The following is a 20,156-nucleotide window of genomic DNA, read 5'->3' as shown; positions in this document are numbered from 1 at the left end:
AAAACAAAACAAATCAACGAAAAAACATACACTAACCCACACCTTCTTATGCTTCTTGCTTGTAAGAAATCTTTCCGCTCCGGGCTGTTTTAACTTTTATCAAACAAAGTTATTCGCCCGATAATGCATGTAATTTAAAAACGATGAAAGATTATTTTCACACGACGAAAGAAGCGTTTTTAACGATAAAAGAAAAAAATCTTTAAAAACAACCACTCCCCTTTCCGGCAACACCACACACTAATCGACAAAAGACACATTTTACTCGACGAACGAAAAAAGCACCGGCCTAAAACCGGTGCTGCACACAGAATAATCAATACAAAACATACTTGCGATTTACTGCACAGCAGACAACCAATATACTTTTGGATAAGGTGCTACTTCTTGCGGGCGGGTAGCCAAAAGAAAAAGCAGCCGCGTGGTGAGTGCTGCCACTGCCCAGCTGCCTACCGACAACTGCGGGGGCGACACGTCTCCCGGCATGGCGGCATAGCGGGCAGCCACTTCGCGCAGCCAGGCGGTCTCTTCTGCCGGAAGATGTTCTTCCAACAGGTGCTGTATAAAACGCACTTCAGCCTTTTGTGGGTCATTGCCTATGATATCCTCCAGGAAAGGACCTTGGGGTGGCACTACCACCGCTAAAGCAGCCCACCCTAAATTATAAGGGTGCACCACCGGTATCTGACGGCGTGCACAAGCACGGTCAAACCAAAAAGGCACTTCGGAAGTAAAATCCAGCGCATTGACAGCCATATCTACTCCTTCAAGGCAATCGTCTATGTTATCCTTATCGATAAAGGCGGATACAGCCTCCACAGAAGCTTGCGGATGGATGGCCCGCAGGTGCTTGGCAAGGGCCTCGGCTTTCAACCTGCCGATGTCTTGTTGTGTGTAGTTTTGCCTGTTCAAATTGCTCAGCGACACCGTATCGCCATCCACGAGCCGCAAGCGCTCAAAACCCAAGCGCAAGGCACACTCTGCAATGTTGCTACCAATGCCGCAACCCGCCAAAAGGACACGACAGCCTGCCAGGCGGGCTTGCTCTTCTGTTTTTATGTAAAGATAGTTTCTATCGTATCGCATAGCGTTCTGCTTGAGTATTGACCCAGCTCTCCAAATCATGGTGCTCTATCATCACAGGTACCGTGAGAGAGCCCACAATGTATTTAGCTTCACCCAACTCTTTGATATTCAAACCGAGCTTTTTCAGCAGGCGCAATACACCGGCATCCACTTCTGCCACCAATACACCTTGATGCGCAGCTACAAAACCTACTGCCCAGAAGCAAAGCGCCGGTAACACACTTTGTTTTGGCAAAGGGATGTCGTCGTGCCAATCGGCTGCCAAGCGCCCACAGTGCCAAATGGGACGCTCACTAAGCGTTGCCGGGTCAATACCGAAATATTTTTGCAAAGGAAGCTCCAAAGAAGCATTCCATAAAGTAAGCTTCACACTTCCTACCTTGTATTTGCCTATTTTAAAAAGCCAATAGTGTGAAAAGGGATAAAAGAGTTCGTCTTCTTCGAGTAGCTCACGGTAGTCGGCTTCTGTCGGCTGCCAGCCGTTCAGACGTGAGTAAGTGCGCGCATACACATCGAAAACAAAGCGGGTAAAGCTTGGCAGTTCTTCGTAACGCACCTCCCATACGCTGTAAGGTCCTATTTGCCCCGCCCATTGGTGTTTCTGGTTTTGCCCGATTAAAAATGCAGTTGTATTCATCACCGTATCTGTTAGTAGTTTTACCTACACAGAGTTACGCAATGCCGGGGCGCTTGTTGGCTGCCCCGGTACCATTCCAATATCATCGGTGCAATATTTCCCGGAGAGTTGGCCGTTTTATCAAAAAAGCGACATACCAAAGGCAAAGTCGCTCATAACAAGTGTTTTGTGTTATTTTTTTTGTAACTTGTAGAAAAACCAAATCATTGAAAAGCTATGACTAAAATCAGAGGTAAAAAAGTGCTGGTCACCGGCGGTGCCAATGGCATTGGGCGCTTGCTGGGCGAACGCTGCCTGAAAGAAGGCGCAGCCCATCTGGTCATTTGGGACATTAACGAGCAGCGCTTAGCCGAAACAAAAAAAGCATTTGAAAAGCAGGGCTACCAGGTCAGCAGCTATATTGTAGATGTGTCGAATGTAGAAGAAATCAAGACGGCAGCGGCGCTTACCTTATCCGAAGTAGGCAAGATTGACATTTTGTTCAACAATGCCGGTATTGTAGTGGGCAAGTTCTTTCATGAACACACTCACGAAGAAATCAGCAAAACCATCGATGTGAATGTTCTGGGGGTGATGCATGTGGCACGCGCTTTCTTGCCTGACATGCTGCGCGAAAAGAGCGGCCACATCGTGAATATAGCATCGGCTGCCGGCCTGTTGGCCAATCCCAAAATGTCGGTGTACGTGGGCAGCAAGTGGGCAGTGCTGGGCTGGTCTGAGTCGCTGCGTATTGAAATGGAAGAAGAAAAAACCGGTGTGAAGGTAACCACGGTCACGCCCAGTTACATCAAAACCGGCATGTTCGAGGGGGTGAAACCACCGCTATTGGCACCGTTGCTTGAGCCGGAAGAGATTGTAGATAAAATCATCGATGCAGTAAAAGAAAATGAAATTTTGGTTACGGCGCCCTGGTCGGTACACCTGATTCCTATCTTGCGCGGCTTGATGCCTGCACGTATTTTTGATTGGGTCATAGGCAAAGGGTTGGGCATTTACGAGTCGATGGCAAGTTTTGTGGGACGCCCCAAAGAAGAAGCCGTGCCGGAAAAGAAAAGCTCAAAAATCAAACTGGATGAGTAGCATTTGATTATTGTCTGAAGCGAGCCTCTGCCGTATGGCAGGGGCTTTTTTTATTCCACCGCTTTTTTTAAAGTGCAGGCGTATTCCTGTTTTTGTATTTTTGCCGGGTAGCCTCTAAAAAAACCGGAAAGACTATGACATTATGGAAGCATTTTGTATGGGTAGCAATTGGCGGAGCAAGCGGCAGCATGCTGCGCTATGGTACGGCACTGCTTTTTAAAGAATGGCAATGGGAACGCTTGCCGTTTGCCACGCTTACCGTCAACTTACTGGGCTGCCTTTTGATCGGTTTTCTCTATGGGTTATTGAACGAATTGCCTCACTTTCCCAGAAAATATATATTGCTGTTGGCAACAGGTTTCTGTGGTGGGTTTACTACTTTTTCTTCTTTCGCCTTTGAAAATGTGGAATTGTTGGAGACACAAAGCCTTGGGCACAGTTTGCTTTATATCTTTTTGAGTGTTGCCGGGGGGATGCTCTGTGTGATAGCCGGCGTGTGGATAAGCCGCCAGGTAGTGTAAAAACATACTTCTCTTATTGGTCATGCCGAACGCAGTGAGACGCCTCGTCAAACCAAGCTTTTTTAAGACAAGAGATTTCTCGCTTGCGCTCGAAATGACAAAGGAACGAATGCTAAAAAGATGTTTCCGGAGAAAAAAAAGCTTTGTAGAAAGGCTATTGGTCATTTCGAACGGAACGAAGTGAAGTGAGAAATCTCAAACCTGCCGCGATAAGAAACGCTTGTGCTCGAAATGACAAAAGGAAATGCTCGAAACGATAAGTACAAAAGCAGGACGACGAAAGCAAGCCAAACAAAAAAACGGGCAGCCGTCTGACTGCCCGCAATGATTGGCTTCTTCGTTCGTATGAACGGGCTTACGCCAACTCGCCTTTCACTGCCTTTTGTACCTTCTCGGCGGCTTCTTGCAGCGTGATGGCAGAATATACTTTCAAGCCTGATTCGTCGATGATTTTGGCAGCTTCTTCGGCATTGGTGCCCTGCAAGCGCACGATAATCGGCACATTGATTTCACCAATGTTTTTGTACGCTTCCACTACGCCATTGGCTACGCGGTCGCAGCGCACAATACCACCAAAGATATTGATAAGAATGGCTTTCACGTTCGGGTCTTTAAGGATGATGCGGAAGCCTGCCTCTACGGTTTGTGCATTGGCTTTGCCACCTACATCCAAGAAGTTGGCGGGTTCGCCTCCCGACAGTTTAATCATATCCATGGTAGCCATTGCCAAGCCGGCACCGTTTACCATACATCCCACGTTGCCATCCAGCTTCACGTAGTTTAATCCATACTCACCGGCTTCTACTTCGGCGGGGTCTTCTTCGGTGATGTCGCGCAGGGCAGCCAAGTCAGGATGACGGAAGAGTGCGTTGTCTTCCAAGTTTACTTTGGCATCTACGGCTATAATTTTGTTGTCCGAAGTTTTCAGGGCGGGGTTAATTTCCACCAAAGAAGCCTCAATATCTACATAAGCGCGGTAAAGGTTCTTGATGAACTTCACCATTTCCTTCATGGCCTCGCCTTCCAGTCCCAGCGCAAAAGCTACTTTGCGGGCTTGGAAGTCGCGCAAGCCTACACGTGTATCGATAAATTCTTTTACGATTTTATCGGGGTGTTTTTCTGCGACCTCTTCTATATCCATGCCCCCCTCAGAGCTGGCAATGATGACGTCTTGTCCGGTAGCGCGGTCCAACAGAATAGAGATGTAGTACTCTTTGGGCTCAGAAGGTCCGGGATAATACACGTCTTGTGCAACAAGCACTTTGTGTACTTTCTTTCCTTCGGGGCCGGTCTGGGGGGTTACCAGCTGCATGCCCAATATTTTGCCGGCTACCTCTTCTACTTCGTTGATGCTTTTGGCAAGCTTCACACCACCACCTTTGCCGCGTCCACCGGCATGGATTTGCGCTTTGATAACAAAGATTCCGGTACCGGTTTCTTCTTGCAGCTGACGGGCAGCCTCTACGGCTTTGGCAGGCGTGTCGGCTACGATGCCTTCTTGCACGCGCACACCGTAGCGCTTCAATATGTCCTTAGCCTGATATTCGTGAATGTTCATGTTGTATAGACGTTTATTGATTAGAACACGATTGTTTGAACGTTTCAAATATACAAAAACAAGCGGCTTGAAAGCAAAAAAAGATGCCCGAAGGCATCTGTATTCTTATGTATTCTTAGGCTTCCAGCTCTACACGCTCTGCCAGGCTTGGGTCGAGCATGTCGGTTTCTATGCGCAGATTATTGATAATAAATTCCTGACGGTCAGTTGTATTGCTTCCCATGTAGTAAGAAAGCAGCTTTTCTATGTTGGTATGCTCTTGCAAGATAACAGGCTCGAGACGCATGTCTTCGCCGATAAACTGCTTAAACTCTTCGGGCGATATTTCACCTAAGCCTTTGAAGCGTGTGATTTCCACACCCTTGCCCAGCTTTTCTACTGCCTGTATCTTCTCTTGTTCCGAATAGCAGTAAATGGTTTGTTTTTTATTGCGCACGCGGAATAAGGGGGTATCTAAAATATAGACATGACCGTGGCGTACCAAGTCAGGATAAAAGCGCAAGAAAAAGGTCAGCAACAGCAAGCGTATGTGCATGCCGTCGGTATCGGCATCGGTGGCAATTACCACACGGTTGTATCGCAGCCCTTCCAGGCCGTCGTCCAGCCCCAAGGCGTGATGCAAGAGGTTCAGCTCTTCGTTTTCATACACTACCTTCTTGCTGGCATTCCAGCAGTTGAGCGGCTTGCCACGCAAAGAAAACACGGCTTGGGTGCGCACGTCGCGCGCCTTGGTCATGGAACCACTGGCCGAATCGCCTTCGGTGATGAAGATGGTGGTTTCGTAACGCTCGTCTTTGTTGGTATCGTTGAAGTGAATGCGGCAGTCGCGTAGTTTGCTGTTGTGCAAGCTGGCTTTCTTCACTCTCTCTTTTGCCAACTTACGGATGCCGGCAATCTCTTTACGCTCCTTTTCCGACTGCTGAATGCGCTTGAGCAGGGCTTCGGCGGTTTCGGGGTGCTGGTGCAGGTAGTTGTCCAGCTCCGTTTTCACAAAGTCAAGGATAAAAGTCCGTATGGTAGGACTGTTGGGGTCGGGCGACAGGTTGGTAGAACCCAGCTTGGTCTTGGTCTGCGACTCAAACACAGGTTCTTGCACGCGGATGCTAATGGCTGCCACAATGGAAGCCCGGATGTCGGTGGTGTCGAAATCTTTTTTGTAGAAGTCGCGCACCGTCTTCACGACTGCCTCACGGAATGCCTGCTGGTGGGTGCCCCCTTGGGAAGTGTATTGCCCGTTCACAAACGAATAATAATCTTCGCCATATTGCGAGCCATGGGTCATGGCTATTTCTATGTCTTTGCCTTTCAGGTGAATGATGGGGTAGCGAATTTCCTCTTCATTCACTTTATGACGCAACAGGTCCAAGAGGCCGTCCTTAGAATGAAACTCTTTGCCGTTGTACACCAAGGTCAGTCCGGCATTCAAGAAAGCATAATTCCACAGCAAGTTTTCCACGAACTGCGGAATGAATTTAAAATGTTTGAAAATGGTTTCATCGGGTTCGAAAACAACCAAGGTGCCGTCCGGCTCGTCGCAAGGCTTTACGGGGTGGTCTTTGACCAGGACGCCCCGCTCAAACTCCGCTATTTTGGTTTTTCCTTCGCGCACAGATTGCACCATAAAGTAGGTAGAAAGGGCATTGACGGCCTTGGTACCTACCCCGTTCAAACCAATGGACTTTTGAAATACGGAAGAATCATATTTTCCGCCGGTATTTATCTTCGACACACAGTCAATCACTTTGCCTAAGGGGATACCGCGCCCATAGTCGCGCACACGCACGCGGCGGTCTTCTATGGTTACCTCTATGCGATTGCCATAGCCCATCAAATGCTCGTCTATGGCATTGTCTATCACTTCTTTCAACAAGATATAAATGCCGTCTTCTTGCGAAGAGCCATCGCCCAGTTTTCCTATGTACATGCCGGGTCGCAGGCGTATGTGCTCCCGTGGTTCAAGGGTGCGAATGCTGTCTTCGGTATAAGCTACTCCGTTGCTGCTGTTTGTGTTTTTCTTTGCCATTGTTCGTTCCTTCAAAGCTTATGTTCTGCAAATGTAAAGGAAAAATATGTTCCTTCAGTCTTGTTTGATGATACAACTTTTCACGAAAAGAAGCAAGAGCACCCCCGGTAAGCAAAAAGCGGAAGGCTGTCAAACAGCCCTCCGCTTTTGTTTGAAATGTGGGCGGTCTGTCAGGCGTCGAGCTCCAGAACAAGGTCGTTTTGTTCTACCAGTGTGCCTGCCGGCAGGTGTATCTTCCCTACTTTTCCTGCGCGCGGCGCTGTCACTACCGACTCCATTTTCATGGCTTCAATCACAAAAAGCGGTTGGTTCACCTTTACCTCCTCGCCTTCTTTCACTTTGATTTCCGATATTTTGCCTTGCAAGGGGGCGCCTACGTGGTGTGCTTCGGTGGCTTTGGCATGTGCTTGTTTCACTTGCCCCACCGACTCATCGCGCACACGCACGCGGCGCAGCTGACCGTTCAGCTCAAAAGAAACCGTACGGTAGCCCTCTTCATCCACAGTAGATGACACGCCCACTTTTTTAATCAGGATGGTTTTGCCTTCGTCTATGTTCACCAAAATCTCTTCCCCATCTTTCAGGCCATAATAAAATGCCGGTGTGGGGATATACCACACATCGCCATAGCGGCTGCGGTGCTCGTGGTATTGCTCAAACACCGCCGGATATAAGCAGTAGGACAGGAAGTCCAAGAAAGAATATTCCTCACCAAACTTTTGCCGGAAAGCATCAAATTCAGCATCAAAATCAATGGGCTCAAGATATTCGTTCGGGCGCTTGTCGAAGGGTTGTTCCCCTTTCAGCACCAGCTGCTGCAGTTTTTCGGGAAATCCGCCATAGGGCTGCCCCAGCTCGCCGCGGAAAAACTGCTTCACCGACTCGGGGAAAGCAAGCGTGGCGCCCTTCTCCAAAATTTCCGCGGGGGTGAGCCCGTTCGAAGTCATGAAAATAGCCATGTCGCCAACTACTTTTGAACTTGGCGTTACTTTAACAATATCGCCAAACAGTTCATTGGCAAGACGGTAATTCTCCTTGATGGTCTCGAAACTTCCTTCCAGCCCCATGGATTCGGCTTGCGCTTTCAAGTTAGAGTATTGCCCACCGGGCATTTCGTGCTCATATACCGTGGCAGTGCCGGCCTGCAGCCCGGCTTCAAAGGGGTAATAATACGCCCGCACGGCTTCCCAGTAGTCGGAAAGTTTATTCAGGTGATTAAGGTCGTAGGGGTTTTCCCGCTCGTGTCCCTTGAGCATGGCTACAATAGAGTTGAAGTTGGGCTGCGAAGTAAGCCCCGACAGTGCGGCAATAGCCACGTCCACCACGTCCACGCCGGCATCGATGGCTTTCAGGTAAGTGGCCGGCTGCACCGAAGCGGTATCATGGGTATGCAGGTGAATGGGTATGCTCAGGTGCTCTTTCAGCGCATTGATAAGCATTTCAGCAGCATAGGGTTTCAATAAACCGGCCATATCTTTAATGGCTAAAATATGCGCGCCGGCATCTTCAATGCGACGTGCCAAATCAATATAGTATTGCAGGTTGTATTTCTTGCTGCGCCCGGGGTCTTGCAGATCGCCCGTATAACAAATGGCAACTTCAGCAAGGCTATTGGTGTATTTGCGTACTGCCTGAATACTTACTTTCAGGTTTTCAAGGTAGTTCAGTGAGTCGAAGATACGAAAGATGTCGATGCCCTCTTGCGCTGCCTTTTCTATGAACTTTTCTATCAGATTATCGGGATATGCCTTATAGCCCACGGCATTGGAGCCACGCAGCAGCATCTGAAGCAAAATATTGGGCACAGCTTGGCGTATCATACGCAGCCGCTGCCAAGGGCATTCATTCAGGAAGCGCAGGGCTACGTCGAAAGTAGCACCGCCCCATACCTCCATAGAGAAGGTTTGAGCGTGGTGGTGGGCAAAGCAAGCCGCCGCCTCCACCATATCGATGGTGCGCATACGGGTAGCCAACAGCGACTGATGGGCATCGCGCAGGGTGGTGTCTGTAAACTGTATTTTCTTTTCTTGCTTCAACCACTCTACAAAACGCTCCCGCCCCATCTCTTCAAGCATCTGCTTGGTTCCGGGCGGCGTTTCGGTATAACGGTCTTTGGTGGGCAGCTTCGCTTGTTTGAAAGTGCGGTCGTCCAGGCGTTTGTTTTTCAGGTCAGGATGTCCGTTCACGGTGACATGTGCCAAATATTGCAGGGTGCGGGTGCCGCGGTCCAAGCGTTTCTCTATGTCGAAGAGCTCGGGGTGTTGCTGTATGAAAGTTCACGGTGGCTTCGCCCCGCTGAAAAACCGGATGGGAAATCACATTGAGCAAAAAGCCGATGTTGGTCTTCACGCCCCGGATGCGGAACTCGCGCAAAGCACGATGCAGGCGCTGCGCAGCCCCTTTCAGGGTACGCCCCGAAGCAGATACTTTCACCAGCATGGAATCGAAAAAAGGCGAAACACGCACACCGGGATAAGAGCTGCCCTCATCAAGGCGTATGCCAAAGCCGGCTGCATTGCGGTAAGCAATGACGGTTCCGAAATCAGGCTTAAAGTCGTTCAAAGGGTCTTCGGTGGTGATACGGCACTGAATGGCAAAACCATTGACCTGAATGTCGTCTTGGCTGTGAATCCAAATGGGTGGGTCACTCAGTTTATAACCACGGGCTATTTCTATTTGTGAACGCACGAGGTCAATGCCGGTGACCTCTTCGGTGATGGTGTGCTCTACTTGTATGCGCGGGTTTACCTCTATGAAGAATATACTTTCTTGCGGGTCCACCAAAAACTCTACCGTGCCCACATTGTTGTAGTTCACGTGGCGGGCAATGCGCAAGGCATAGTCGTAGAGTTTTTGTTTGGTTTCGTGCGAAAGTGTTTTGGCAGGGGCTACTTCCACTACTTTCTGAAAGCGGCGCTGCACCGAGCAATCCCGTTCGTAAAGATGCACAATATTTCCATAGTTATCGCCCATGATTTGCACCTCTATGTGCTTGGGGTTGTCTATGTAGCGCTCCATAAAAATGGTATCGTCGCCAAACGCACGCCCTGCTTCGCGCTTGGCTTCTTCGAAGGCTTTCAGCAGTTCCTGCTCACTGCGCACTACACGCATGCCCCGCCCCCCACCACCGGCTGCTGCCTTCAACATGATGGGGTAACCAATGCGTTCGGCTTCTTTTAGGGCTGTTTGTTCGTTGGTAATCGGGCTCCGGTTGTCTTCAATCACGGGTACGCCGGCTTGGCGGGCTATCTCTTTGGCAGACACCTTATCGCCCAGTGCCGCCATGACTTCCGAACGCGGTCCTATAAAAATAATACCTTCTTCTTCGCAGCGGCGGGCAAAATCCACGTTTTCAGAAAGGAAGCCATAGCCCGGATGGATGGCATCCACCTGTTTGCTTTTGGCCAGCTGTATGATTTCTTCAATGTCCAGATAAGGCTTCAAGGGCTCGTCTTCGTCGCCTATCAAATAGGCTTCATCGGCTTTGAAGCGGTGCAGGGAATAGCGGTCTTCATAAGTATAAACAGCTACGGTGCGAATATGTAGCTCAGAAGCAGCGCGTAAAATACGAATGGCGATTTCACCACGATTGGCTACCATCAACTTCTTGATGGGACGCGGAGGCAAAGGTGTTACCATAGTATTGAATGATTTTTAAAATGGAAGACAGGTGTTATACAAATACAGTAGCGAAACTAATAAAAAAGTGTATTTTTTTCAAAAAGCGAATTTTCGCAAAAATGATTATGGCAAATAAAAAAGCTGCGGAAACAGTCTTTCGCTTCCACAGCTCTCTTTTTTGGTTTGGTTGATATAGTTTCCTAAACCCCTCGCCGCTTGATGCGTTTTTCCACTTCTTCGGTTTCTTGCTGTATTTTTCGAAGACGCTCGTTGTTTTTGGCAGTCAGAATCACCGAAGCCAAGTTTTCCGATACGCGTGCCAGGAAGTCCCGTTTGTATTCGGGTATGGGGGTCAGACTCATCAACTCCACTACCGCATATACGTTTTCGTTCAGCTTCAATGGTGCCACCAATACACTACGGGGCTTGGCACCGCCCAAAGCAGAGCTTATTTTATCGAAGGTCGGGGGTACATCTTCGAGGTAAATCATATTTTTATCGCGAAAAGCTTGCCCCACAAGCCCCTCGCCGGGCAAAAATTCTTTGTCTATATAGCGCCGCTTGTTCAGGGCATAGGCTGCATAAAGCTTAAGGGTAGTTTTGGCAATATTTTCTTCAACGAAATAGATGGCTCCCTGCTGTAGGTCCATGTATTTTACGAGATTGGAAACAATGAGGTAGGCCAACTCATCAAGCGCCAAGTTGGAGGCGCCGCGCAGTACACCTGCGAAATGAGCGACCCCTGCTTCTATCCAGCGCTCTTCTTGGTCGCGCCGGGCTACTTCTTTCAATTGTTGCCGCATTTGCTCGAGAATCACGATGAGGTTGTTTTCCGTATCGCTCAGTACTTCTTTACTGCCTTTATATTGTGCATCGAGATTCCCTTGCCCTATTTCCTTGGCAAACTCGGAAGCATGGTAGAGTGTCTCGGAAATGCGGTTCAGGTTGCGTGCTACGGTACCTATCTCATTGTTGTTGTAGTGTGTTACCTTCACGCCCAGCTGCCCATTGGCCAGCAAAGCCGTAACCCTTGCTATCTGGCGTATAGGTTGAAGAATTAAGTAACGCCCCACAATAAACAAGATAAAAAACAGCAATACGGTCAGGCTAAGCAAGGTATAAAACCACACATATTGAACATGCTCCTGCTTTTGAGCCCAGTCCAAATAAATTGCCTTCAAGGCATTGTTTTTACTTGCAAATTCAGAGGCTTGAATACTTACCCACGCCCTGTCGTAAGTAGCTTGACGGGCTTCGGGCATACCACTCAAGTAACGCACCAACCATTCTATGGAAGGCGATAGTTCCTTCCAGTCTTTACGCAGCTCTTTTAGCTTTGCTTCGGCTTCTTTGACCCGCACAATTTGCACTTTCTGCCGGTTACCGATGGTATGCACGCCCCCACTTTGCAGCACTTCCAAGTAGGTGGTGTAGCGTGCCCGCAGCTGTTCCAACTTATCGGCAGAATGAGAAAGGACAACGGTAGTATCGGACGTAGTAGCCCACACTTCTACCATGCCGGCGATTTCATCTGCCAAGCGACCGGTCTCTACTGCCAATGCTACCGTATTGACATGCTTCATCTTAATGCCTTTGTAGTACACAGTAGCGAAGTAGGCAAAAAGCAACAGCATGGAAAAAGCGGCTGCCACCAAGGCAATCAGTCGCAAAGGCAGATTGTTCAATAATTTCATAGGCACTCACTTTGAAAGTGAAATATAAAAAAACTTTGCCATTCTCTTACACCTTATTTCATTTATTGAAGGCTGTTTGTGAGTGTGCTTCTTCCGGATCAAGTGCCCGGAAAAGGTCTTCGCCTTGCTCCTGCGGCAAAATGGTAAGCACGTTTGCCAACACCAGTAAAGTAAGCGTGCGGGAGGCCATACGTCTTGTAATGCCGGCTACTTCGGCAAAAGTGGATACATTGATATGTCCATGCTCAGCCAGGTGGCGCATCAGCAGCTGCTCTTTGGTGCCATAACGAAAACGGAAAGATTTATTTTTCCGCTTCTCCCGCAGGATGACACGCATTTCTTTGCTTGCCTGTATGGTCTTGTCATTGACCCGCACATATACTTTTTTGCTGCCGCTTTCGTCTATAAAGTAAAGCAGTGTCGGTGATTTGGGGATGTTAAATATAAGCACTTCCCTTTCTTTCCGGTCTTCTACTTGGAGCACATCCAGGCGATACTCCAAAGCCGGCTGTATGTGTTTCTGTATGGCACGCCGCAGCACGTATAATTCTTCATCCGGAAACTTTACGCCTTTTATTTTCAGATCATCGCTTACACCTACTATCAAAATGCCGCCTTCGGTATTGGCAAAGGCAATCATCTCTTTAATGATTTTTTCCGGGTGTGAAGATTTCAGTTTGAATTCGAGATGCAAGCCCTCGCCTTGCCGCACCAGCCGCTTTAGCTCTTGCCATTCCATAACTATGTGTTTTTCCAAAAAAACAGGACCTATATGATAGGCAACAAGGCGCAAAGAAAAAAAATTACAGCAAGCAAAGCGAATTTTTAAAAGCATGCCTTTGCAGCCCTCTCCATGCAGATGAAAGCGGTAGCTTTTTTAGCAGGACTTCTAAGTGCCGTACATGGTGCGCGTCGGTAGCTACAAAGTCAGCCATTCCTTCTTTGAGCAAAGCTTCGGCCTGTTTGCGCACGCCGGCGCCATAGTAGCCTATAAAAGAAAGCAAATTCAATTGGAAGAGTCCGTCATAGCGGCGCCAAAGCTCTATCAGTGGCTTTCCTATGTAAAGGTAGCGCTCCGGGTGCGCCAATACGGGCACATAAGCCCGGTGACGCAACTCAAAGAGCACTTCGGCAAGCAGGGCCGGCTGTTGAAATACAGGCAGTTCAAGCAAAACATACTGCTTTCCAAATGTAAGCAGCGTTTCGTTCTGTTTCAGTGCATCGAGCAAGTGTTCATCGGCATAGTACTCGGCGGCATAGGCAGTGCGAGGCAAAGGGGCAGCCACCGCCTGTGTCTTCACCTCCTTATAGGCAGCGGCAATGGTATGGGGTGTATTGGGGTAATGGGGCGGCAGTATGTGAGGCGTAGCCACGGTGGTATGCCATCCCATATGCCGCATAAGTAGCAGCATATCGAGAGATTCTGTAAGAGTCTTTACGCCATCATCGATGGCAGGCAGCCAATGTGCGTGCAAATCGGCACCTAAATGATTGGAAATCCAGGTAAATAACTGCTTCTCACGCCGGCGTGTACTCCCCCAAAAGGCAAACCACATGTTTTTTTCATCTTTTTCGTTGTAGTATATGCTTCAAGCGATGCCAGATAGAAGTACTCTCCACGTTTTCATCACCATAATAGCCGTAGCCGTAGCCGTAGCCATAGCCGTAGCCATAGCCGTAGCCATAGCCGTAGCCGTGTTCTTCACTGCTCACGGCATTTAGAACCAATCCCACGCGGTCAAGGCGGTGTGCCTTAACCATCTGTTCTATTCTTTTGACAAACAAACGCTTGGAGTAAGAAGCACGCAACACAAATATACGCAGGTCCGCATGCTTCATAATTAACATACCGTCTGTAACTAACCCTACCGGTGGAGTATCCAGTATGACCACATCATACTTTTCCTTTAAGTGTTTTAATGTGGTAGTGAAGGTCTCACGCAAAATCAGTTCAGAGGGGTTGGGGGGTATGGGACCGGCCGGAATAACAAAGAGGTTTTCCACACTTGTAGGGTGCACACAGGCTGCTATATCATGTTGTCCACTAAGCAAGGTGCTGGCGCCCTTGTGGTTAGGCAACTCCAAAGAAAGATGCAAGCGGGGTTTGCGGAGGTCTAAGTCAACCAAAACTACTTTCAATCCGGACATGGCAATAATAGCCCCCAAATTAAGGGTAGTAAAAGTCTTGCCCTCCCCACTAATAGTAGATGATATGGCAATGCTCGTGTTTTTAAATCTGCTTAGTGTTTTATCGGGTGAGGGCGGTAGCATAAAATCAAGATTTGTACGTATGGTACGAAACGCCTCACTCACAAACGATTTGGGGTTATCGTTCACCACTATTTGAGACACCGCCATATCCTTTTTACGGCTTCTGGGCAAGCTACCCAATACAGATAGCCGGGTCAGGCGCTCCAAGTCTTGCACAGACTCAACGGTATTGTGCAGCAAGTACTGTATCACGAGCCATAAGAGGGTAAGTACAACTCCGCTCCCTATGGAAGCCAAATAAACATTACGGCGATTGGGAGCTATCGGCTGGTGAGGTACAACGGGCGCAGACAGCACCTCAAAATCAGGCACGGTACCGGCTGCCGCCAAACCCAATTGTATCTTCTGACTAAGTAATTCGTTATAATACCGTTCAATAAGCGAGTACTTTTGCTGTAGTTTATTGAAAGACCGGTTTCGGGAAGGGATACCAACAAACTCGGACTCCGATCGTTCAATTTGGCGATTCAGTTTAAACAATTCCGCAAGCAGATAGCGCCGCTTCTCGGCAATATAGGTACGCATTTGTTCTTTTAAAGCGGCTACCTGCATGGTGCTTTTTCTGTATAACAAAGTGTTTTCGTTGACTGATAAACGCAGCTGTGCTTGTGACTGCTTCAGTTCATTGAGCTTCATTAAGTTTTGCAGAATAAACTCGTCTTCTATGGCAGTAAAAAAGAAAGAGTAAGGGCGGGTGGTGGTATCATCAAGCAGCTGCTCTACTTTATTAAGGGCCGCTACTTGCTCTTCAAGCAGGGTTTTCTCCTTTGTCAGGCTTTTGATAGCCTGAATATAGTCTTCTATATTATCGCCTACTTCTTGCGATTTGTTTGAAATGATAAACGCTTCTATTTCCCTTTCAATGCCCCCCAGCTCTGCCTCTGTTTCTTGTATTTTCTGCTCAAGCCATTGCTCTTTTTGTTTATTGGCCTTATTCTTAATATCAATGCTTACCGCTGTATATGCCTCCACTGCCTCCTTGATGATTTCATATGTTTTGTAAGGCTCATAGCCCCGGAATGTAATCTGTATTACCTTAGCCGCCTGATTGGCAATGCGCGCCTCCAAATTGCCTTGAAGGTACTTATACAGGTAATTGTCAGTGTGAAATACGAAATACAAGGGGGTTGAAAATTCCTGCAAAGCATTTTCCGGAACGTTGGCATGAATAAGCAAGCGCATGCCGTCAACTGCAAGCGGCTTCCCCAACGTGCCTTCATACTCTTGTGTTTGTTCGCCCGCCTTCACTTTTAAGCGGTAACTTCCATTACCGGCGTAGTCAAAATAAATTTTACGCTCGTACCAAGCAGGGTCACTTATCTCATAGTCCCTTACCTCTATGGGGGCCGTTTTATATAACTCTTTTTCCAGGATGCGTCCTTCGGCATAGTAACCCACGCGCAGGGGCAAAGCGTCTATAATCCGGCTGTAAATAAGCGGCGACTGAATGACTTCCAGCTCACCGGCCATTAAGTTATCCCATTCCTGGCGCATCACATTGCCAAAGGGCGAAAATTGCACCTCTGCCTTGGGGATCAGCTTCAGGGTAACTTCTGCCTGATAAAGCGGCTTGGTATAGCGAAGGAACAGGTAACCGCCTAAAAAGGCAAGAAGCGGAAAAAGCAGCACACTCCACCAATGACGTCGAAAAATAAGCTTTACTTTAGCCCAGTCCACGCCCGGCTCTTCTTGCCCGGACGACGGGGTCTCGAAGGAATATGGATTAGCTTGATAATGGGCTATGGCTTTTAATTCTTCCTCTTTCATGGGTGGGGCTGCTTCAACTTACGCTTATTTTTCCATTTAAAACTGCCGGGTAAGCAAAATGGTGCTAATCACGAAGGTGCTCAAGCCGGTAATCATACTAACCACCGGCGATACATCCTTGAATGCTTCAATAAAGGGCCGGCGCAGGGGTTCTATATAAATGATGTCGTTGGGAAGCGCTTCCATATTGACGCGCCGCATGCCTTCCACCGTAGTTAAGTCAATCACATACACATTGGGGTTTTGCAAACTACCACGTACCAAGCGCACGTTCGTGAGGCGCATTTGGTTGTTTACGCCCCCCGCTTCGGCAAGCACTTCCAGCAAGGTCATGCCTTCATGCTTCAGAGGCAAGACGGTGGCTTCTTGCCCCCGAAATACTACCACCCGCCGGCTGGTGGGGTTTATTTTCACGAAAGCGCCTTTATAATACGCACTATAGGCTACGGACAGCAGGCTGTCGGCCTGCACAAGTGTATAACCTGCCAGTTTCTGCCTGCCCACCAAAGGCAGCACCACGGTGCTATCGGCCTGAATGCGATAGACCCAAAACCCCTGCTGCGTTTGAAACATCTGCGGGTTTGTGCCTCCTTGTTGCCCTACCCCGCCGTTCAGTGCATCTACTACTTGTATTTCCTCGCCTTGATTGCTGTACACCCGCAACTGAAACTCCTCATAGGGGCGCAGTATGTAGTTGTTTTCTGCCTCATAACGCTTTTCCAGCAAACTGTCATAAATAATGTCGCGCTCTGTCTGTAGCAACAAGCTTTGCCTGTACACCCCACAAGAGGTAAGCAAGAGTAGCAGCGCGATTCCTGTCAACAAGACCCTCATGGCGTATAAAATTCTTTGATTTTGGGTAGTACTTCTTCGCAAAATACCTTAAAGGAAGGCAACTGCCGGTCTTTGCCCGATACAATAGGCGCACTTACACCCCAATCAATAGCCAAGTCAGGGTCGTTCCACACAATACCCGACTCAGCCTCCGGATGATAGTATTCACTGCATTTATAAGCAAAGACCGTATCTTCGAGTGTTACAAAGCCATGTGCCATGCCCTTGGGCACAAACAAGCGCTTATGCTCACGTGCGTCTAAATGAAATGCCTCCCAGCGCCCAAAAGTAGGCGACCCGGGGCGTATATCCACCACCACATCTATGACACTTCCCCATATGACGCCCACCAGCTTGTCTTGTTCATAAGGCGGCAGCTGCAGATGCAGCCCCCTCAACACGCCTTTCTTCGAAAAAGACTGATTGTCCTGCACAAAAGCAACATCAATGCCTTGTGCTCGCAGTTTTTCCTGCTGAAAAGACTCGAAAAAGTAACCTCTTTCATCCTCAAATACACGGGGATATATTTCATATACCCCCTCGATGGTCGTAGGTTTTACAAGCATAATACTTAAACGGGTTCGTAACTTTCTTTATAAAATCACAAGCGATTTCAAACAAAAATAGAACTTTTGCCCGGAAAAACAATCAGGCATCAGGGCTTCAAAGCCTGCAATACACGCTCATAGGCTTCTATGACCCGTTGCACATCGAAATGTGCTTCTACACGACGGCGCGCTGCTTGTCCCATGCTTTCACGCACCTCTACGGGCAGCGCCATCATGCGCTTCATACACATAGCCAAGGAGTGAGCATCGGCGGGCTTGCACAGAAATCCATTTACGCCTTCTTGCACAATATTGTTACACCCCGGCACATCGGTGGCAATCAGCGGGCGCCCCATGGCAGCCGCTTCGAGCAAAGCCCGAGAGGTGCCTTCCCGGTAGGAAGGAAGCACCACACAGTCTGCCGCCGCAATCAGCGGGCGCACATCATCAAGCACACCGGCATATTCAATATCGCCGGCTGCCACCCAAGCCTCGATCTGTTCGCGCGGGATATCCACCGCCGTCGGGCAGTCAGCTATTTTGCCTAAGAGGATCCCCCGCACCTCAAGCGCATATTTTTGCCGGAGCAAGCGCAGGGCTTCTACAAACTCCACTACCCCTTTGTCGTAAAGTGCACGGGCAATCAAAAGAAAAGTAAAAGGACGGGCAGCAGGCAAGGGCGAGGGCACAAAATAAGAAGTATCGATACCCGAGCCGGGTACCAAACCGGAGCGTTCTGCCCGTACCAGACGCTTGCGCAGAAAGAGTTGGCGGTCGTCTTCATTTTGAAAGAAAACCCAGTCTGCTGCCGGCAGCATCAAACGATACATCCAACGGGCTACGCGCGTGGCGGGCGTGGCGTGCAGAAAGACCGTACCTAAACCCGATACATTACACACCGAGCGCACCCCCGCCCACCGGGCAGCCACCGAGCCATAAAGATTGGGCTTCACCGTAAAATGTAAAGCCACATCGAAGCGATGCTTACGGTAATAAGTATACAGCTGCCACAGAGTCTGCAAATCTTGCCGTGGATTCACCCCTTTGGCTTGCATATGCAAAGGCAAATAAAGAACACCCAAGCGCCGGAGCGCCGGCGTGAATTCGTCATAAGGCGCAATAGCCCACACCTCCTTGCCTTGTGCAAGAAAATGATGGATAAGGGGCGCACGAAAGTGCAGCAAATTCCAACTGCTGTTAGCCACCAATGCTATTTTATGCATGGAACGTGTAAATTCTATTGAACGAAATTCAAAAGGATGGCTGTTTTATAAAAGAGCTAAACAAAAACACTAATTTTGCAAATTAACACAATTTGCACTGTAAACATAGCCTATGATTGATAACTTCAAAGAGTTAAAAGAAAACGAAAGTGCCGTTTTGGTAGCACTGCAAACCCCCAAACTAAGCCGCGAAAGAGTAGAAGAGTATTTGGATGAGCTGGCTTTTCTGGCACAAACCCTCTCCATCGATGTCAAAGGGCGCTTCATTCAGCGCCTTGAACGCCCCGACCCGCGCACCTTTGTGGGCAAGGGCAAGCTGGAAGAAATCAAACAGTATATTGAAGAACACAAAATAGACACCCTTATTTTTGATGATGAACTCAGCCCTTCGCAAGTGCGCAATCTGGAAAAATATTTCAACAAGCGCATTTATGACCGTAATCTATTGATACTTTATATCTTCTCGCAAAGGGCACAAACAGCCCAAGCCAAAGCACAGGTGGAGCTGGCACAATATGAGTACCTCCTGCCGCGCCTGACCGGTCTTTGGACCCACCTCGAACGCCAACGCGGCGGCACGGGCACGCGTAGTGGGGCCGGAGAGAAAGAAATAGAAACCGACCGCCGGATTGTAAAACAAAAGATAGCTTTACTCAAGAAAAAGCTTGAGAAAATAGACAAACAAAACCAAACCCGCCGCAAGCAGCGCCAAAGCATGGTGCGTGTGAGTTTTGTAGGCTACACGAACGTGGGCAAATCAACCCTCATGAACCTGCTTACCAAAAGCAACGTGTTGGCAGAAAACAAACTTTTCGCGACCCTCGACTCCACGGTAAGAAAAGTAGTATGGGACGGCATTCCCTTCCTGCTTGCCGACACCGTAGGATTCATACGGAAACTGCCGGCCACTTTGGTCGAAAGCTTCAAATCTACCCTGGATGAAGTGCGGGAAACCGACATACTGGTGCATGTGGTGGACATCACCCATCCCTCTTTCGATGAGCAGATAGAGGTGGTCAACCAAACACTGCAGGAGATTGACGCCGGCGACAAGGATATTCTACTGGTATTCAACAAGGTAGATGCGCTGCCGCTTGAAAAGCAGGAGCTGCCGCAGCTATTGCAACAAAGCCATTGGGTAGGCAAAGTGCGGGGCATTGCAGCGGTATCGGCACTGCAAAAACAGGGCATCGATGAGCTGCGCAGCAAGCTGCTGTCAATTGTAAAAGAACGTTTCTACCAAATCTACCCCAACTATTTAAACACGCCTTAAATACTCTGCATTCTTGACAA

At 48.7% G+C, this 20,156-nt stretch carries 14 protein-coding genes and 1 pseudogene; 3 read left to right on the top strand and 12 right to left on the bottom strand.

Annotated elements, in window-relative coordinates; translation table 11 throughout:
• Positions 1-339: 339 nt before the first annotated feature.
• On the bottom strand, positions 340-1,086 hold the full coding sequence (locus QVE43_RS12395; protein ID WP_288007602.1) for a ThiF family adenylyltransferase: 747 nt from the start codon (positions 1,084-1,086) through the stop codon (positions 340-342).
• On the bottom strand, positions 1,073-1,723 hold the full coding sequence (locus QVE43_RS12390; protein WP_288007600.1) for a hypothetical protein: 651 nt from the start codon (positions 1,721-1,723) through the stop codon (positions 1,073-1,075). The genes QVE43_RS12395 and QVE43_RS12390 overlap by 14 nt, the downstream gene beginning before the upstream one ends.
• A 216-nt stretch (positions 1,724-1,939) precedes the next feature.
• On the opposite strand from QVE43_RS12390, the gene QVE43_RS12385 reads away from it, so the two are divergent.
• Positions 1,940-2,803, top strand: a complete 864-nt coding sequence (locus QVE43_RS12385) for an SDR family oxidoreductase (protein WP_038030401.1) — start codon at positions 1,940-1,942, stop codon at positions 2,801-2,803.
• Positions 2,804-2,937: 134 nt separating this feature from the next.
• On the top strand, positions 2,938-3,324 hold the full coding sequence (crcB, locus tag QVE43_RS12380; protein ID WP_288007597.1) for a fluoride efflux transporter CrcB: 387 nt from the start codon (positions 2,938-2,940) through the stop codon (positions 3,322-3,324).
• Positions 3,325-3,679: 355 nt separating this feature from the next.
• Here the strand turns inward: crcB and sucC are convergent, their stop codons facing one another.
• The 10 genes and pseudogenes from sucC to QVE43_RS12330 form a co-directional block, all read right to left on the bottom strand.
• Positions 3,680-4,882 (bottom strand): ADP-forming succinate--CoA ligase subunit beta, encoded by a 1,203-nt coding sequence (sucC, locus tag QVE43_RS12375; protein WP_288007595.1) that lies wholly within the window; start codon positions 4,880-4,882, stop codon positions 3,680-3,682.
• A gap of 115 nt (positions 4,883-4,997) precedes the next feature.
• Complete coding sequence (locus QVE43_RS12370) at positions 4,998-6,905, bottom strand: DNA topoisomerase IV subunit B (RefSeq protein ID WP_288007593.1); 1,908 nt, start codon at positions 6,903-6,905, stop codon at positions 4,998-5,000.
• 170 nt (positions 6,906-7,075) lie between these two features.
• Positions 7,076-10,544 (bottom strand): annotated as a pseudogene (locus QVE43_RS12365) (pyruvate carboxylase).
• A gap of 182 nt (positions 10,545-10,726) precedes the next feature.
• Complete coding sequence (locus QVE43_RS12360) at positions 10,727-12,220, bottom strand: GAF domain-containing protein (RefSeq protein ID WP_038030410.1); 1,494 nt, start codon at positions 12,218-12,220, stop codon at positions 10,727-10,729.
• Between the two features lie 58 nt (positions 12,221-12,278).
• Positions 12,279-12,959: a helix-turn-helix domain-containing protein gene (locus QVE43_RS12355; RefSeq protein WP_038030568.1), complete on the bottom strand. Its 681-nt coding sequence runs from the start codon at positions 12,957-12,959 to the stop codon at positions 12,279-12,281.
• Between the two features lie 64 nt (positions 12,960-13,023).
• On the bottom strand, positions 13,024-13,776 hold the full coding sequence (locus tag QVE43_RS12350; RefSeq protein WP_288007590.1) for a tyrosine-protein phosphatase: 753 nt from the start codon (positions 13,774-13,776) through the stop codon (positions 13,024-13,026).
• 7 nt (positions 13,777-13,783) lie between these two features.
• Positions 13,784-16,258 carry a polysaccharide biosynthesis tyrosine autokinase gene (locus tag QVE43_RS12345; protein WP_288007588.1) on the bottom strand — a complete coding sequence of 825 codons (2,475 nt, stop codon included), beginning with the start codon at positions 16,256-16,258 and terminating at the stop codon, positions 13,784-13,786.
• A gap of 36 nt (positions 16,259-16,294) precedes the next feature.
• Positions 16,295-17,092, bottom strand: a complete 798-nt coding sequence (locus QVE43_RS12340; RefSeq protein WP_288007586.1) for a polysaccharide biosynthesis/export family protein — start codon at positions 17,090-17,092, stop codon at positions 16,295-16,297.
• Entirely contained in the window at positions 17,089-17,658 is a 570-nt protein-coding gene (gene rfbC / locus QVE43_RS12335; protein ID WP_038030416.1) for a dTDP-4-dehydrorhamnose 3,5-epimerase, read from the bottom strand. Before rfbC ends, QVE43_RS12340 begins: the two co-directional genes overlap by 4 nt.
• An 89-nt stretch (positions 17,659-17,747) precedes the next feature.
• A complete protein-coding gene (locus tag QVE43_RS12330) occupies positions 17,748-18,863 on the bottom strand; it encodes a glycosyltransferase family 4 protein (protein WP_038030418.1) in 1,116 nt (371 codons plus the stop codon).
• Between the two features lie 112 nt (positions 18,864-18,975).
• Here QVE43_RS12330 and hflX point away from each other — a divergent pair, with 112 nt between their 5' ends.
• Positions 18,976-20,136: a GTPase HflX gene (gene hflX / locus QVE43_RS12325; RefSeq protein WP_288007583.1), complete on the top strand. Its 1,161-nt coding sequence runs from the start codon at positions 18,976-18,978 to the stop codon at positions 20,134-20,136.
• Positions 20,137-20,156 lie beyond the last annotated feature (20 nt).

The organism is Thermonema sp. (assembly GCF_026003375.1).
Lineage (GTDB): Bacteria > Bacteroidota > Bacteroidia > Cytophagales > Thermonemataceae > Thermonema > Thermonema rossianum.
This window is presented reverse-complemented; position numbering and strand designations above follow the sequence as displayed.

Coding starts and splice junctions, on each gene's coding strand:
- QVE43_RS12390 (WP_288007600.1), bottom strand. CDS start 1,723: ATGAATACAACTGCATTTTTAATCGGGCAAAACCAGAAACACCAATGG.
- rfbC (WP_038030416.1), bottom strand. CDS start 17,658: ATGCTTGTAAAACCTACGACCATCGAGGGGGTATATGAAATATATCCC.
- QVE43_RS12385 (WP_038030401.1), top strand. CDS start 1,940: ATGACTAAAATCAGAGGTAAAAAAGTGCTGGTCACCGGCGGTGCCAAT.
- QVE43_RS12340 (WP_288007586.1), bottom strand. CDS start 17,092: ATGAGGGTCTTGTTGACAGGAATCGCGCTGCTACTCTTGCTTACCTCT.
- QVE43_RS12350 (WP_288007590.1), bottom strand. CDS start 13,776: ATGTGGTTTGCCTTTTGGGGGAGTACACGCCGGCGTGAGAAGCAGTTA.
- hflX (WP_288007583.1), top strand. CDS start 18,976: ATGATTGATAACTTCAAAGAGTTAAAAGAAAACGAAAGTGCCGTTTTG.
- sucC (WP_288007595.1), bottom strand. CDS start 4,882: ATGAACATTCACGAATATCAGGCTAAGGACATATTGAAGCGCTACGGT.
- QVE43_RS12355 (WP_038030568.1), bottom strand. CDS start 12,959: ATGGAATGGCAAGAGCTAAAGCGGCTGGTGCGGCAAGGCGAGGGCTTG.
- QVE43_RS12330 (WP_038030418.1), bottom strand. CDS start 18,863: ATGCATAAAATAGCATTGGTGGCTAACAGCAGTTGGAATTTGCTGCAC.
- QVE43_RS12345 (WP_288007588.1), bottom strand. CDS start 16,258: ATGAAAGAGGAAGAATTAAAAGCCATAGCCCATTATCAAGCTAATCCA.
- QVE43_RS12370 (WP_288007593.1), bottom strand. CDS start 6,905: ATGGCAAAGAAAAACACAAACAGCAGCAACGGAGTAGCTTATACCGAA.
- crcB (WP_288007597.1), top strand. CDS start 2,938: ATGACATTATGGAAGCATTTTGTATGGGTAGCAATTGGCGGAGCAAGC.
- QVE43_RS12395 (WP_288007602.1), bottom strand. CDS start 1,086: ATGCGATACGATAGAAACTATCTTTACATAAAAACAGAAGAGCAAGCC.
- QVE43_RS12360 (WP_038030410.1), bottom strand. CDS start 12,220: ATGAAATTATTGAACAATCTGCCTTTGCGACTGATTGCCTTGGTGGCA.